This is a genomic window from Billgrantia bachuensis, from assembly GCF_011742165.1.
In the GTDB taxonomy this organism is placed as follows: domain Bacteria; phylum Pseudomonadota; class Gammaproteobacteria; order Pseudomonadales; family Halomonadaceae; genus Halomonas; species Halomonas bachuensis.
Genome location: NZ_JAAQTO010000015.1, coordinates 14096 through 27885, shown reverse-complemented (window position 1 = coordinate 27885; position 13790 = coordinate 14096). Strand labels below are relative to the sequence as shown.

Below are 13790 nucleotides of genomic sequence, written 5' to 3'. Positions count from 1 at the left end.
GAGAAGGAGATCAGTCATGCTCATCCTGACCCGCCGAGTCGGTGAAACGCTGATGATTGGTGATGACATCACCGTGACCGTCCTTGGCGTCAAGGGCAATCAGGTCCGCATTGGCGTCAATGCGCCCAAGGATGTCGCCGTACATCGTGAAGAGATCTACCAGCGCATTCAGCGTGAGAAGTCCGATGAAGAAGGGGGGAGTAGCTCCTCTTCGTGAGTTCGTGCCCGCTTGTTGTCGTTTGGTGTAGAGAACAAATAGCTGAATACGCTGGACAAAGGGGCACGAAAACGATAGGATATGCGCCGTGTCGTTGAGGGAGAGGTGGCCGAGTGGCTGAAGGCGCTCCCCTGCTAAGGGAGTATGGGGTTTATAGCCCCATCGAGGGTTCGAATCCCTCCCTCTCCGCCATACGACACGTTGCCGAAGCGTGAAGTGTTCGAAGCGTGATAATGCGCCCGTAGCTCAGCTGGATAGAGTACCTGACTACGAATCAGGTGGTCGGAGGTTCGAATCCTCCCGGGCGCGCCAAGAATGACGAAAGGAACATGTGCATTCGAGTTTGGATGTGTGGTTTCTCGTCATGCGATTCGAAGCAAGGCAGCAATAGCAAGAGCGTCGTTCTTGCCGTCAGCGCCCGTAGCTCAGCTGGATAGAGTACCTGACTACGAATCAGGTGGTCGGAGGTTCGAATCCTCCCGGGCGCGCCAGATTGCGACCCGTCCTCGTTTCGAGGGCGGGTCTTCTGCTTTGGCTCCACGTCTTTTCGCTGGGGCTGCATATTGACTAGCCGAGCCGGCATGGATGTTGCCGGTCGCGCGATCGTTTGGGTGCCCTCGCGACGCGATGGGCACCTTTTTTTGGTCTGTCCTGTCCTGCTCTATCTTGCCTTGCACGCCGCCTTTCTCACTCTGCTCGCCTGCGTCGTTGGTCTCAGGCGGGCTCGAGGCAGCTGCGCTTGCATTCCGACCGCTCGGAGCAAAGCCCGTCCAGCAGTGTTTCAAGCTCATTGATGCGTTTTAGTGCCTGGAAGCGCCTGGCCGCTTCGGCATCTCGCTGGCGCATGTGATTCAGCCATTGCTTGATCAGCGACGTGACAACCCGGTCGGGAAGTGTGGTACGCTGCAATGCAGCAAAGTCAGCCAGGATGGCGGCGCGTGCTTGCCACGGCGTTGCCGAAAGCTGCTCGCCGGTCGCCAGCCAGTGGCGTATGCGCGGTGCCAGCCACGGGTCGGCGAGAGCGCCGCGCCCGAGCATGACGTCGCGACATCCGGAGAGCGTGCGGGCCTTCCAGTAGTCCTCGAGGCTCCAGATGTCGCCGTTGGCAACGACCGGGATGCGCAGGTGCCGGCGGATTCGGCCAATCCATTCCCAGTGGGCCGGAGGACGATAGCCCTCGTCGCGGGTGCGCGCGTGCACGACCAGTCGCGAAGCGCCACCGTCTTCCGCGGCCTTGGCGCAGTCCAGCGCCAGGCGTCGATGGGAGAAGCCCAGGCGAATCTTGGCCGTGACCGGCACCTCGTTGCCCACGGCATCGTAAACGGCAGCCACGGCGGCGTGCACGCGGCATGGGTCGCGCAGCAGCGAAGCACCACCATCATGGCGGTTGACCAGCTTGGCCGGGCAGCCGAAATTGAGGTCGATCTCGCGGGCGCCGAGACGCAGCGCCTGCTCGGCATTGGCCGCCAGCGTCGCCGGGTCGCTGCCCAGCAGTTGCAGCGCCACCGGAACGCCAGAGGGCGTCGTCACGTCCTGGCCGAGCTCGGGGCAGTGGCGCAGGAAGACGCGCGGCGGCAGGCGCGCATCGACGACGCGGACGAACTCCGTCACCGTCCAGTCGAAGCCGGGGTGGCGAGTCAGCAGGTCGCGGGTATGGGCATCGATTACCCCCTCCATGGGGGCGAGTCCAATCCGTCCTTGTAGTAAAACAACAACTTTGTCTTCCACCATGATGCGCTTGCAATATATCCAGAGTGTGGCAGTTTATATGGCCGACATTTACCGCTTGGCGACATGTTTGCGTCAGTTCGAAGGCAGGTCGCGAAGGATGAGGGAGGGGTGAGCATGCAGGACACGCAGTTGTTACTCGACGGCCTGGCCCTGATGGGGGTCGGTATGGGGTTCGTTTTTGTTTTTCTTACGATTCTCGTGCTGATCACGACCCTGATGTCGCGGATCGTCTGCCGCTTCGCGCCATCTCCCGTGCCTCCGGCCCCCGCGCCGACATCGACTTCCTCCGGCAAAGCGGATGACGCTCAGCTCACGGCCGTCATCAGCGCCGCCGTCCATCGCTATCGCCGTCGCCATCGCCGCTAACCGGCGCCGCGAAGGATAATACTACTACACAACACGCCATCTACGGGGTCATCTTCATGAGTGAGACCAAGCGCCCGCTGGGCATCACCGACGTCGTACTGCGCGACGCCCACCAGTCGCTGTTCGCCACCCGCATGCGGCTCGACGATATGCTGCCGATCGCCGAGAAGCTCGACCGGGTTGGTTTCTGGTCGCTGGAATCCTGGGGCGGCGCGACCTTCGACGCCTGTATCCGCTACCTCGGCGAAGACCCGTGGGAGCGGATACGGGCGTTGAAGGAGGCCATGCCCAACACGCCCCAACAGATGCTGCTGCGCGGCCAGAACCTGCTCGGCTACCGTCATTATGCCGACGACGTGGTCGACCGCTTCGTCGAGCGCGCCAAGACCAATGGCGTCGACGTGTTCCGCGTGTTCGACGCCATGAACGACCCGCGCAACCTGGAGCGGGCCATCAAGGCCGTGCGCGACGTGGACGGGCATGCCCAAGGCACCATTTCCTATACCGTGAGCCCGGTGCACACGCTCGACAGCTGGGTGGAACTTGCCGAAACCATCGCCGGCATGGGCGCCGACTCGCTGGCGATCAAGGATATGGCCGGCCTGCTCGCGCCCTACGACGCCTATGAACTGGTCTCGCGGCTGAAGAAGCGGCTGTCGATCCCGATTCAACTTCACTGCCACGCCACTACCGGCCTCTCCACCGCCACTATCGTCAAGGCGGTGGAGGCCGGCATCGACAATGTCGATACCGCCATCTCCTCGATGTCGATGACCTACGGCCATAGCCCCACCGAATCGGTCGTGGCGATCCTCAAGGGTACCGACCGCGACACCAATCTCGACCTCGAACTGCTCGAGGACATCGCCGGGTATTTCCGCGAGGTGCGCAAGAAGTACGCCGCCTTCGAGGGCTCGCTGAAGGGCATCGACTCGCGCATCCTGATCGCCCAGGTGCCGGGCGGCATGCTCACCAACATGGAGGGCCAGCTCAAGGAGCAGGGCGCCGGCGACAAGCTCGACGACGTGCTCAGCGAGATACCGCGCGTGCGCGAGGACCTGGGCTTCATCCCGCTGGTCACGCCGACGTCGCAAATCGTCGGCACCCAGGCGGTGATGAACGTGATGATGGGCGAACGCTACAAGTCGATCTCCAAGGAGGTCCAGGCGCTGCTCAAGGGCGAGTACGGCGCCGCGCCGGCACCGTTCAACAAGGAATTGCAGAACCGTGTGCTCGAGGGCGGCGAACCGATTACCTGCCGCCCCGCCGACCTGCTCGAGCCCGAGATGGAGCGCCTGGCCGCCGAACTCAAGGAGAAGGCCAAGGCCGACGGCATCCGCCTGGCCGAAGGCGAGCGCGAGATCGATGACGTGCTGACCTATGCGCTGTTTCCGCAGATCGGGCTGAAGTTCCTCAAGAACCGCGACAACCCCGATGCCTTCGAGCCGGCGCCCCAGGCGCCGGGCAAGGAGGCGGCCGCGGCCGGCCTGCCGGCGAAAGCCGAGGCCAAGGCGCCGGCGTCCCAGGCTGCTGCACCTGCCGGTCCCGAGACCTACACCGTCACGGTCAACGGCAAGCAGTACGTGGTCGAGGTCGCCGAGGGCGGCGAGATCGGCGCCGTGACCGAGCAACCGGGCCAGCCGGCTGCGCAGCCTGCCGAGAGCGCCCCGGCCTCCTCCGGAGCGACGATCGCCGCGCCGCTGGCCGGCAACATCTTCAAGGTCAACGTGCGCCCCGGCGATACGGTCAAGGAGGGGGATGTCGTGATCATCCTCGAGGCCATGAAGATGGAGACCGAGGTGCGGTCGGCGAGTGCCGGGACCGTCTCCGACGTCAAGGTTGGCGAGGGTGACAGCGTCACCGTCGGCGACACACTGATCGTTCTCTAAGGGTCGATGCCAATGGACAAGCTATTGACCCTGTGGGAGGGCTCCGGGCTCTACAACCTGACGCTGGGACAGGCGGTCATGCTCGCGGTCGGCCTGCTGCTGCTCTACCTGGCCATCTACAAGAAGTTCGAGCCGCTGCTGCTGGTACCGATCGGCTTCGGCGGCATCCTGGCCAACATCCCCGAAGCCGGGCTGGCGCTGTCGGCGGCCGAGCAGGCCGCGCACCTGGCGCGCCCCGGCGTGCTGGAGCAACTGGCCGCAGTGCTCGACGTGGACCTGGCTGCGGGCGCCTCCGTCGACGCCTGGCGCCACGCCATCAGTGCGGCACTGCATGGCGATATCACGCCCCAGGCCTATCGGGCGGCCAGCGACGTGGCGATGGATGCCGGCTACGGCAACGGCATGTTGTATCAGTTCTACAGTGTGGCGATCGCCTCCGGCATCGCGCCGCTGGTGATCTTCATGGGTGTCGGGGCGATGACCGATTTCGGCCCGCTGCTGGCCAACCCGCGCACACTGTTCCTGGGCGCGGCGGCGCAGTTCGGCATCTTCGCCACCCTGCTCGGCGCGGTGGGGCTCTCGGCGCTCGGCTGGATGGACTTCTCGCTCAACCAGGCCGCCGCCATCGGCATCATCGGCGGCGCCGACGGTCCCACCTCGATCTACGTATCGAGCGTGCTGGCCCCGGAGTTGCTGGGGGCCATCGCCGTGGCGGCCTACGCCTACATGGCGTTGGTGCCGCTGATCCAGCCGCCGATCATGCGATTGCTCACCACCCAGCGCGAGCGCGAGATCGCCATGACCCAGCTGCGCCCGGTGTCCAAGCTCGAGAAGATCGTCTTCCCGGTGTCGCTGCTACTGCTGGTGGCGCTGTTCCTGCCCGACGCTGCGCCGCTGCTCGGCATGTTCTGCTTCGGCAACCTGATGCGCGAATGCGGCGTGGTCGAGCGCCTCTCCGATACCGCACAGAATGCGCTGATCAACATCGTCACCATCTTCCTCGGCCTCTCGGTGGGCTCCAAGCTGATGGCCGAGAGCTTCCTGGCGGTAGAGACGCTGGGCATCCTGGGGCTGGGGATCGTGGCCTTCGGTATCGGTACCGCGGCCGGTGTGCTGATGGCCAAGCTGATGAACCTGGTCAGCCACATGCCGATCAACCCGCTGATCGGCTCGGCAGGCGTCTCGGCGGTGCCGATGGCGGCGCGGGTCTCCAACAAGGTGGGGCTCGAGGCCAATCCGCACAACTTCCTGCTGATGCACGCCATGGGGCCCAACGTCGCCGGCGTGATCGGTTCGGCGGTGGCCGCCGGGGTAATGATCAAGTACCTCGGCTGAGCGAGCCTGAGCCGAATAGCGACACGCTCACTAGCCTGGCATGGGGGCGCGTCGCTTTTTTCGATTATTCATGCGCCGCGAGGGCTGCTCAGAATGTCTTGGCGGCTCCCGGGCGGGGCTGGCCGACAGTGCCGGCAGGGCTCTCCTGGGCCAGTTCCAGATCCTCTTCAACCCACAACTGGCAGGCCAGCCGGTAGCCCTGTTCGAGCCGGCTGCCGAGCATTTTCTTCTCTTTCCAGTTGGGTTCAGGCAGCGCTTCGCCGCCCTTGACCACCTTACACATGCACTTGGCACATTTGCCCATGCCGCAGCCGTAGCTGAGATGAGGATAGGGAAACTGGCGGATACCGGCACGCACCACCAGATTGGTGTTGGGCTGGACGTCGCCTTCGAAGACTTCGCCATCCTTGTAGATCTTGATCAGGGGCATAGTGTTCACCTGGCTCACTGCTGAATCGGGGCTCGCACGGCGCATTTGTTGCACTCGTGTCAAAACTATATGGTATACCATGTGCCAAAATTGAGAGGCCGTCAACTAAATGTATGCGAGTCGTCACCAGTGCCAAGCATCTATGCAAGCGGGAGCGAGTCGGCTTCTGTCGGCCGGACTCTCGACAGCGATTCGAGACATATCAATTTTCGAGAAGGCGAGCCTGCAGGGTTTTCTTAGGCCTATCGGTAGCTTGATACCACTACTGCCCGACATCGGTAATGAGGTGAATAATCGATTATTCCTGGTTGACAGGTTTTTACCGGTTGGCTAACCTCAGTGACGTACGATATTGGTATACCAGGTGGTGAGAGCCAGCCGAGCCGATGCGAGGTAGACCATGAGCGCCTTGGACAGTCATTCTCCGGGCACCCATTCACTGGGGCAGTTCAAGCAGGAACTGATCAAGGACTACAACGAGGTCAACCATCGTATCTTCGGTATCGGTGTGGTGCGCCAGAAGGTCGATGTGCAGGGTGACAAGATACTCATCGTCGCGCTGCACAAGCGGGTTCCCTCGCTGGCGTATCTGAATACGCTGAACAGCAACGTGAGCGAACTGGCCGACCACTATTTGATCAAGGGCTTCAAGAACGAATTCAAGCAACTGCTGGTAGAGAAGTACGGCTTCGAGATCGTTTCCATCTTCAAGGACTACGACGCGCAGGCTGAGCTTTCCGCTACCGTGGTGTTGTTGCAACGAGACGTGCGCGACTACCTCTGACCCCGACGTCAGGGCATAGGCCGCAAGTCCGTACAGGAAAGACCGTTGACTGGTGATGTGAACTCGCCCTGACAGGACGAGTGCTCGAGACCGTCAGCGCAGTGGGAGTCAAAGGCCTCCCGCTGTGCTGGCGGTTTTTTTGTGGTCGAGGTTGCGACCGGAATAGAGGAGAGAGCCGATGGCCAAGGTAGCGGATATCGTCAATGCGATGAGCGTGATCACGGGCGGCAGGACGGTGTCGTCCATGGAGGAGGTGAAGCGGGGGGATCATCCCTTCGTGATTTTGAAGTCCTCCGGCATCTACGGCAAGGAAGTGCTGGAAATCCCGGGGCTGATCTACGGTGACCCGAACAAGGAAGTGAAGAAGATCGCCGTATGCATGACCATGACCGAGCTGGTGATCGAACTGGCGGGCGCCACCGGCGTGGATGCCGTCGTGGCGCATCACCCCATCGCCGATGCCGCCAGCTGCGGTGGGGTGACGCTGAAGAACTATCTCGACCTCTACGACGTGGCGGGGCTGGAGTGCCACGAGGCCTTTCATGGCCTGCACCCCGGCATTCCCTACCTGCACGGTCACAAGGTGCTGAAAGGCAGCATTTCTTACGGCGGCGTGCATGGCAATATCATGTTCGTGGGTCGCGCGCTGCCGGGTATAGCCACCCTTGGCGACATTCTCGACCGTCTGGACGGCTTCATGGCCCTGGACCAGGATCACGCCCTGCTGGCCGAAGAGCGCCTAGTGCGCGGCATCGAGGAGATTCGCGAAACCAGCGTGGAGACCCGCGGCTTCATCCACCTCGGCGAGCGCGACAGCCGGGTCGAGAACGTGCTGCACATCTTCCCGCATACCGGCTTCTCGCCGGAGAACCTGCGCCAGGCCGTGGACGAGAACCCCGATGTTGATACCGTGCTGGCTTCGATCAGCCGCGTCTACGCCGGGCATGAGCTGATCGAGACGGCCCGTGAGCTGGGGCTCAACTTCCTGGTTGGCAACTGCCACGTGATGGAGATTCTGGAGAACGGGCTGCCCCTGGCCCACGCTCTCGACGAGCTGCTGGAGGGGGTCGAGGTGGTGCTGTTCCGCGACCGGGTCACCTCCACGCCGGTGCGCCGGGTAGGCAATGAGGCAATGCAGGCTTATGCCCGGGAGATGGCGTCAAGCCACCTGTTGGGCAAGCATGCATTGAGCGAAACCTAGACAGTTAATGACAGAATGGACACAAGTTATCCACAAGCGTCCGATCAAAAACAAGGCCCACTAAAAACAACAGAGGCACCGACATGAAGACCTCAATCACTACCCCTGAAGCGAAACCCGCCCTGCCTGCGAGCAAGCGGGCATGGAAGCGCATCGAAGTGGTTGGCATCGTACTGCTGTGCATCTGTCTGCTGATGCTGCTGCTCTCTCCGACCAGCCTTTCTGGCCTGTTCAACTCGATTCTCGATACTGTGCGACCCGTGGTGGTCGACGTCTTCCTCACCGGTGTGGTTGGCACGGCGATCATTGTCAGCGTGATCATTGGCCGGCTACTGGAGCGGCTGGGCTTCACCGACGCGCTGGTTCGCATCTTCGTGCCGGCCATGAAGCTGTTAGGCGTCAACCCGGCGGTAATCATCCCTAGTGTCTACAACATCTTCGGCGACATCAACGCGGCGGGTAAGATCTCCGGGCCGATCCTGAAGAAGGCGGGTGCCACCAAGGACGAGCAGAAGCTGGCCGTGGCCACCATGGTGCAGTCGCAGCAGTCGTTCTCCACCTTCATGCTGGGGTTGATGGCGCTGACCTTTGCCGGTGTAAATGTCTTTGCCGTGGTGCTGCTGGCGGTGTTCCTGCCCCTGGTGATCGTGCCGCTGATCCTGTCGAAGGTGCTCTATAGAGACGTCAAGCGGGTCGAGATCGGTCACCTGCCGACCTTCACTCCCGATCGCGACTTCATGCCCACGCTGTTCAGCGCGGCGCGGGAGGGCGTCGAGCTGCTGTTGCTGATCCTGATTCCCGCCGTGGCACTGGTCTTCGCCGTGATCGGCGTACTCGATTACATCGGCATCTGGGCGCCGATCGAGGCGGGGCTCGGCAAGGTCATGCTGCTGTTCAACATCCACCCGGAAACCGGGGTGTTGTCAGTGCTGGTGAGCCCGACCCTGGCCATGGGCCAGCTGCAGAGCATTGCCGCCGAACTCGATCCTTCGCTGGTGGTAGGCTCCTTCGTGCTGGCTTCCTCGGGCCTGCCGCTCTCCGCCGTATTCGGCCAGGTGCCGGTAGTGTGGGCGGAAAGCTCCGACCTATCCGAGCGCGAGGCCATGGGTGCCGCCGTGCTGGGCATCGTCATGCGCCTGGCGACGGCGTTCCTGATCGCCTTCTTCATCACCCCGCTGGTGGTGTAGGAGCGATGCTGCCGGCCGGAGGGGACTCCGGCCGGTCATGCCTGGGACAAGCAGAGCTCTGACAATAGGTATTCCAGTAGCGCTTGCGCAGCTCGTTCTTATGCGCCTCATTCATGACGATGCGTGGCAGGGTGTCAAGGCCTGCCGTGCAGTGCGCGGTATCGTCATTGCCATGAATGCAGAATGAAACCCCGCCCAGAGGGCGGGGAAGGGGTAACGCAGTATCACGTGGATAACGCGTCTTGCCGGAGCTTAGAAGCTATACATCACCATCGCCTGCACGCGAGAGGCATCGCCCTCACGGCCGTCCACCGTCTCGCGCTTGTTCCAGTTGGCTTCGATGCCGTACGTGATGCTCTCGCTCTGTGTCGGCGACCAGATATAGTTGATCCAGGCGGCTTCATAGGTATCGTCGTTGGTTGCGAAGGCGGGATTGCTGTCGAGGTCGGCTGTGATCCGGCTGTAGGCGGCGTTGAGGGAACCTGGGCCTACGGCAAGGCTTGCGCCCAAAGTGCCTCCGGTGGCCTCGATGGTTTCCAGCTCACCTTCTGCCGTGGCAAAGGCGGGCGCAATCTGCGGGTTGCCCTGATTATAGCCTCCGATGCCATCACCATGGGTCAGGGCGCCGCGAAGTGTCAGAGCGTCGCCCACCAGCAGGGCGGCTTCCAAGCCCAAGCCCCAACCCAGCGCGCTGTCCTGGTTGGCAGGTATTTCAAGGCCGGCACTATCGAATTCCAGATAGCGGGCGACCCCCGAGAAGGAATAGTGAAAGGTGCCTGCAGTTTCGGTATAGCGAAGCGTGACGTCGGGCAGTTGACTCTTGGCGCCGGGAGCCGACACCTGACCGCCTTCATCGGCTGGATTCTCCAGCGCCATGGAGAGCTTGCCTGAGGTATAGCGGAGCTGAGGCTGGCGCTCCACAGCGGGCCGGCCGGTCGGACCGGTAAAGGAGATCAGGGGCGTGCTGGAGACGAAACCCGCGAAGTTGGTCCAGGTCTGGCCGGCCAGCAGGTGGTTCCATTCGCCATAAGCATGACGTAGCCGAAAGGCGGAACCATCATCGTAGAAATCCCCTTCGATGGTGGTTTCAAGATCACTGCCTGCGACTGGGGTGGATGTGCCAAAGCCGATGCGGCTTTCGCGCGCATGCGTGGTGAAATGGCCATCGGACCCCTCCTCCCCCTCCAGGCGCGGGGCGGAGCGATCGACCGTATCGCCCAGTTCGTTATCGAAATCGTAGATCACATCCAGCTTGACGTAGCCATAAATGGACGCAGTCGTATCTCCCGCTTCGAGCTCGTAAGCGAGCGTGCCTGCGGAGACGGCCAGCGTCATGGTGCCGAAGGTGAAAATAGCAATCTGCTTGACGTTGTTGTGTTTTTTCACTGTCTGGTCCTTTGCGGTCTGCTTGGTTGTCCTGCCCGAGCGTTTCGAAACATGGCTTCGATGCGCCCGGGAGGGTTCGAGTAATTACGGCGCTCTCTCGGGGCTCCTTTTGTTGGCAAAAACATCCCCTTCCTCGATGTTGGGCATCGACGAAAACTTGGCTGCGTTTCGCAGCGGTTGCCTGTTGGCTTGTGTCGTTATCCAGGTCGACCCGGCTCCAATGGCATGGCGATGTTGCGGAACCAGCGGGCCGACCTGGGTGTTGGCGGACTGACAGGTAAGTCAGTGAGAGGTGAACAGCGCTGCTCTTATAAGCCAGTAGATGCTAATGGCATATGGTGTACCAAGATGCTCATGGCTTGACCCATCTTTAGCACGCTGATAGCTCTCGGCGTGTGTACACGGTAGGTCGCCAGTTACATCAGCAGGATGGCAAGGAACGCAGCCACGACGATGCCGGAAATCACCGGCACGAAGTTGCGTCGCACCAGTGCCGCTGGGCTGACGCCTGCGATACCAGCATCTGCTGCCACGCCGAAGGCCCAGGCAGCCAGCGTGCCACCACCGGCGAAAATGGCCGCCACCTGGCCCAGGGCCGCCAGCACATGCACATCGACCCCGGCACCGGTGCCCAGCGCACCGGACAGCGAGCCCACCAATGGCAGGCCGGAGAAACCCGAGCCATCCATGCCTGAGAGCAGGCCGATGAAGGCCATGCCGAAGGCCAGCAGGAAGACGTTGCCATCGATGTAATGGCCGATATTGTGGCCGATATCGAATAGGTAGCCGGCGGCATTGGCACCGATGACCTGGGCGGAGTGCTCGGGGTGGCCGAGGAAGAAGAAGCCGGCGATGGGGATGATTGGGGCGAAGATCTTGATGGCGAAGAAGAAGCCTTCACGGGTATAGGTGCTGATGCCATCCAGGGCATGGTGGCCGTGGGAAGCGAGCGAGGAGAGCACAAGCAGCAAAGTGGCCGTGCCGCCCAGCAGCGCCGTGGCTCCGCCGCCGCGAATCGCCTGGTCGGGCAGAAACAGGGCGCGGTAGATCATCAGTCCCGCAATGCCAAGCAGGATCGCCGGCACGGCGATGGCAAAGAGGCGCGCATAGGGACCGGCAGCCGGTTCGTTCTCTTCATTGATCGTATCGGCCTGGACGGCGGCGGCTCCTGCCGAGCGAGGTGCGAAGACTGCATCGCTCTTGGGGGTTTCCAGGGCGCCGGAGCGCATGTCACGACGTAGATGCAGGCAGGCGAGAGTAATTGCCACGGCGCCTACCACCAATGAGAACAGCAAGGTGTAGGGGATTAGCGCCGAGGTCTCGATACCCGCGGCACCGGCGGTCAGGCGGCTGGCGCCCTGGATCACCGGATCAGCGGAAAGCGCCATGCCATGACCGAACAGATTGACCGCCATGGCCGCGCCGATGGCCGGCAGGCCCACCTGCATGGCGACAGGGATCAGGACGGTGCCGACCAGGGCCACGGCCGGTGTGGGCCAGAAGAAGGCAGCGGCGAGATACATGGTAACGCCAAGGGCGAAAAACGCAGTCCAGGGACCGACCATTAGTTTCTTCATCGGTGCCACCATCAAGCGATCGGCGCCCTGGTGCTGCAGAGACTTGAGCATGGCCACCATCAGCGCAATGACCAGCATGATGTCGAAGAGTTCGTTGCCGGCATTGAGCAGGGCACGGAAGACTACCTGAACGGCGAAGATCAGTTGGTTGAGCCCGCCATCGTGGGGCGCTTCGGCCAACAGGCCCAGCATGAAGATACCGGCAATGGAAGGAATGATGACACCCTTGCGGAAGCCGATGGAAATGAAGATCGCCAGGATCACCAGAAGGAAGACCCAGTGCGACGCGGTGAGTTGTACCTGTTCGATTTGTTCCATGTTGCACCTTGTCGTGTCGTCAGGCTTGGCGATGGCGGAGCCGAGGGTATCGGGAGGACCATCGGGAGCTTGTAGTTGTCGATTGCTGTATTGCCACGGATGCGTTTGCCTTGCATGTCACGAAAGTGGTGCTGACGTCTTCCGTGCATAGAGAGTGGCCAGTTTTATTGTCGTCGCATGTCATCTCCTGTCGTTTAGTAAAGGCACGTGGAAAGCAGCCTGCATGGGGTTAGCCCAGCAGCAAGCCGCCATAAGCCAGCGAAGCGGCGATCACAAGGGCAGGATGCAGCCTGAAGCGAAGCAGGGTGATCGCTGCCATTGCCGCAATCAGCAGCGTGTGGAGCAGCCCCGCCCCATCCAGGCTCTCGAAGAAGAAGCTCACCACCAGGCCGGCCATCATCATGGCGATGACCGGACGTACCCACTGGCTCATGCGCTTCACGCGTGGCGAGTCGCGATAGCGATAAAGCAGTCCCAGGGCGCCCAGCATGATCAGCAGCGTGGGCACGACGGTGGCGAAGACGGCGATCGTCGCGCCGCCGATACCCGCCACCTCATAGCCGACATAGCCGGCCATCTTGGTGGCGATCGGGCTGGGTAGCGCATTGCCCAGACCCAGCACCTCGGCGAACTCCTGACCGCTCATCCAGCCATAGCGGCCCACTACCTCCGCCTCGATCAGCGGGATAATGGCCGGGCCCCCGCCGTAGCCGACTATATTGGGGATGAAAAAGGCGAGAAAAAGCTCGAGGTAAATCATCGCGTCACCTCTTTGACGGCCTTGCCTTGCGTCAAAGGCGGGAGCAGGGCAGCTGCCAGAAGCGCGCCAATGACCAGACCTGGGTGAATACCCAGCCAGTAGATCAGCCCGCCCGCCACGCCGGCCATGATCAGGCTGGCCGCCCAGCCCAGCGCCATTCGTGACTTGTTTAGGAAGTCCCAGGTGAGCTGGCCCATCATCACCATGACTACTGGCACCACTCCCTGCCCCATGCCGTGAATCCAGCTCACATCCCGATAGCGGCTGAAGAGACCCAGCATCAGGATCATGGCGATGATCATTGGCAATATCACGGCTAGCACGGCGTTGATGCAGCCGAGCGTGCCACCGACCCGAAAACCGATATAGCCTGGCATCTTGGTGGCGATGGGGCCCGGCAGGGTGTTGGCAATGGCCAATACATCGGCGAACTCTTCATCCCGCATCCAGGCATGCCGCTTGACGACCTCTTGGTGTACCAGAGGAATCATCGAGGGGCCTCCGCCGAACCCGAGCAGGCCGATTCTGAGAAAGGAAAAGAACAACTTGCCCTGTTGTGATGTTGTCATGTCAGCCGAGTCCTAGTCTGTACGTCTCGTCCGGTGTTTA

General features: G+C 62.0%; 13 protein-coding genes and 3 tRNA genes. 10 read left to right on the top strand and 6 right to left on the bottom strand.

Features of this window, described 5'->3' with window-relative positions; all coding sequences use genetic code 11:
* The first annotated feature begins 16 nt into the window (after positions 1–16).
* The 4 genes from csrA (at position 17) to HBJ55_RS06555 (ending at position 708) form a co-directional block, all read left to right on the top strand.
* Positions 17–217 carry a carbon storage regulator CsrA gene (csrA, locus tag HBJ55_RS06570; RefSeq protein WP_167112297.1) on the top strand — a complete coding sequence of 67 codons (201 nt, stop codon included), beginning with the start codon at positions 17–19 and terminating at the stop codon, positions 215–217.
* A 99-nt stretch (positions 218–316) separates the two neighbouring features.
* A tRNA-Ser gene (locus tag HBJ55_RS06565) sits at positions 317–409 on the top strand.
* A gap of 43 nt (positions 410–452) precedes the next feature.
* Positions 453–529 (top strand) — tRNA-Arg (locus HBJ55_RS06560).
* 102 nt (positions 530–631) lie between these two features.
* A tRNA-Arg gene (locus tag HBJ55_RS06555) sits at positions 632–708 on the top strand.
* A gap of 223 nt (positions 709–931) precedes the next feature.
* Here HBJ55_RS06555 and HBJ55_RS06550 read toward each other — a convergent pair.
* A complete protein-coding gene (locus tag HBJ55_RS06550; RefSeq protein WP_167112295.1) occupies positions 932–1894 on the bottom strand; it encodes a tRNA dihydrouridine synthase in 963 nt (320 codons plus the stop codon).
* Positions 1895–2062: 168 nt separating this feature from the next.
* On the opposite strand from HBJ55_RS06550, the gene HBJ55_RS06545 reads away from it, so the two are divergent.
* From HBJ55_RS06545 to HBJ55_RS06535, 3 genes are read left to right on the top strand one after another with little or no spacing between them, the layout of a single operon-like run.
* Positions 2063–2314 (top strand): OadG family protein, encoded by a 252-nt coding sequence (locus HBJ55_RS06545; protein WP_167112293.1) that lies wholly within the window; start codon positions 2063–2065, stop codon positions 2312–2314.
* A 56-nt stretch (positions 2315–2370) separates the two neighbouring features.
* Positions 2371–4203, top strand: coding sequence for a sodium-extruding oxaloacetate decarboxylase subunit alpha (oadA, locus tag HBJ55_RS06540; RefSeq protein ID WP_167112291.1), 1833 nt, complete (start codon positions 2371–2373; stop codon positions 4201–4203).
* A 12-nt stretch (positions 4204–4215) separates the two neighbouring features.
* Positions 4216–5538, top strand: a complete 1323-nt coding sequence (locus HBJ55_RS06535) for a sodium ion-translocating decarboxylase subunit beta (RefSeq protein WP_167112288.1) — start codon at positions 4216–4218, stop codon at positions 5536–5538.
* Positions 5539–5626: 88 nt separating this feature from the next.
* Here HBJ55_RS06535 and HBJ55_RS06530 read toward each other — a convergent pair whose 3' ends face one another.
* Positions 5627–5968, bottom strand: coding sequence for a 2Fe-2S iron-sulfur cluster-binding protein (locus HBJ55_RS06530; RefSeq protein ID WP_167112286.1), 342 nt, complete (start codon positions 5966–5968; stop codon positions 5627–5629).
* Positions 5969–6368: 400 nt separating this feature from the next.
* On the opposite strand from HBJ55_RS06530, the gene HBJ55_RS06525 reads away from it, so the two are divergent.
* From HBJ55_RS06525 to HBJ55_RS06515, 3 genes are all read left to right on the top strand, one after another.
* A complete protein-coding gene (locus tag HBJ55_RS06525) occupies positions 6369–6752 on the top strand; it encodes a Na-translocating system protein MpsC family protein (RefSeq protein WP_167112284.1) in 384 nt (127 codons plus the stop codon).
* A 178-nt stretch (positions 6753–6930) separates the two neighbouring features.
* Positions 6931–7953: a Nif3-like dinuclear metal center hexameric protein gene (locus tag HBJ55_RS06520; protein ID WP_167112282.1), complete on the top strand. Its 1023-nt coding sequence runs from the start codon at positions 6931–6933 to the stop codon at positions 7951–7953.
* 83 nt (positions 7954–8036) lie between these two features.
* Positions 8037–9140, top strand: coding sequence for a hypothetical protein (locus HBJ55_RS06515; protein ID WP_167112280.1), 1104 nt, complete (start codon positions 8037–8039; stop codon positions 9138–9140).
* Positions 9141–9392: 252 nt separating this feature from the next.
* Here HBJ55_RS06515 and HBJ55_RS06510 read toward each other — a convergent pair whose 3' ends face one another.
* The 4 genes from HBJ55_RS06510 to HBJ55_RS06495 form a co-directional block, all read right to left on the bottom strand.
* On the bottom strand, positions 9393–10526 hold the full coding sequence (locus HBJ55_RS06510) for a DcaP family trimeric outer membrane transporter (RefSeq protein WP_167112278.1): 1134 nt from the start codon (positions 10524–10526) through the stop codon (positions 9393–9395).
* Positions 10527–10942: 416 nt separating this feature from the next.
* A complete protein-coding gene (locus HBJ55_RS06505) occupies positions 10943–12421 on the bottom strand; it encodes a hypothetical protein (RefSeq protein WP_167112276.1) in 1479 nt (492 codons plus the stop codon).
* 229 nt (positions 12422–12650) lie between these two features.
* Complete coding sequence (locus tag HBJ55_RS06500) at positions 12651–13181, bottom strand: chromate transporter (protein WP_167112274.1); 531 nt, start codon at positions 13179–13181, stop codon at positions 12651–12653.
* Entirely contained in the window at positions 13178–13750 is a 573-nt protein-coding gene (locus tag HBJ55_RS06495; protein ID WP_167112272.1) for a chromate transporter, read from the bottom strand. The genes HBJ55_RS06500 and HBJ55_RS06495 overlap by 4 nt, the downstream gene beginning before the upstream one ends.
* Between the last annotated feature and the right edge of the window lie 40 nt (positions 13751–13790).

Bases quoted from the DNA above. Each gene is read 5' to 3' on its own strand.
- HBJ55_RS06520 (WP_167112282.1), top strand. From the start codon at position 6,931: ATGGCCAAGGTAGCGGATATCGTCAATGCGATGAGCGTGATCACGGGC.
- HBJ55_RS06525 (WP_167112284.1), top strand. From the start codon at position 6,369: ATGAGCGCCTTGGACAGTCATTCTCCGGGCACCCATTCACTGGGGCAG.
- HBJ55_RS06505 (WP_167112276.1), bottom strand. From the start codon at position 12,421: ATGGAACAAATCGAACAGGTACAACTCACCGCGTCGCACTGGGTCTTC.
- HBJ55_RS06515 (WP_167112280.1), top strand. From the start codon at position 8,037: ATGAAGACCTCAATCACTACCCCTGAAGCGAAACCCGCCCTGCCTGCG.
- HBJ55_RS06500 (WP_167112274.1), bottom strand. From the start codon at position 13,181: ATGATTTACCTCGAGCTTTTTCTCGCCTTTTTCATCCCCAATATAGTC.
- csrA (WP_167112297.1), top strand. From the start codon at position 17: ATGCTCATCCTGACCCGCCGAGTCGGTGAAACGCTGATGATTGGTGAT.
- HBJ55_RS06535 (WP_167112288.1), top strand. From the start codon at position 4,216: ATGGACAAGCTATTGACCCTGTGGGAGGGCTCCGGGCTCTACAACCTG.
- HBJ55_RS06550 (WP_167112295.1), bottom strand. From the start codon at position 1,894: ATGGAGGGGGTAATCGATGCCCATACCCGCGACCTGCTGACTCGCCAC.
- HBJ55_RS06530 (WP_167112286.1), bottom strand. From the start codon at position 5,968: ATGCCCCTGATCAAGATCTACAAGGATGGCGAAGTCTTCGAAGGCGAC.
- HBJ55_RS06545 (WP_167112293.1), top strand. From the start codon at position 2,063: ATGCAGGACACGCAGTTGTTACTCGACGGCCTGGCCCTGATGGGGGTC.
- oadA (WP_167112291.1), top strand. From the start codon at position 2,371: ATGAGTGAGACCAAGCGCCCGCTGGGCATCACCGACGTCGTACTGCGC.
- HBJ55_RS06495 (WP_167112272.1), bottom strand. From the start codon at position 13,750: ATGACAACATCACAACAGGGCAAGTTGTTCTTTTCCTTTCTCAGAATC.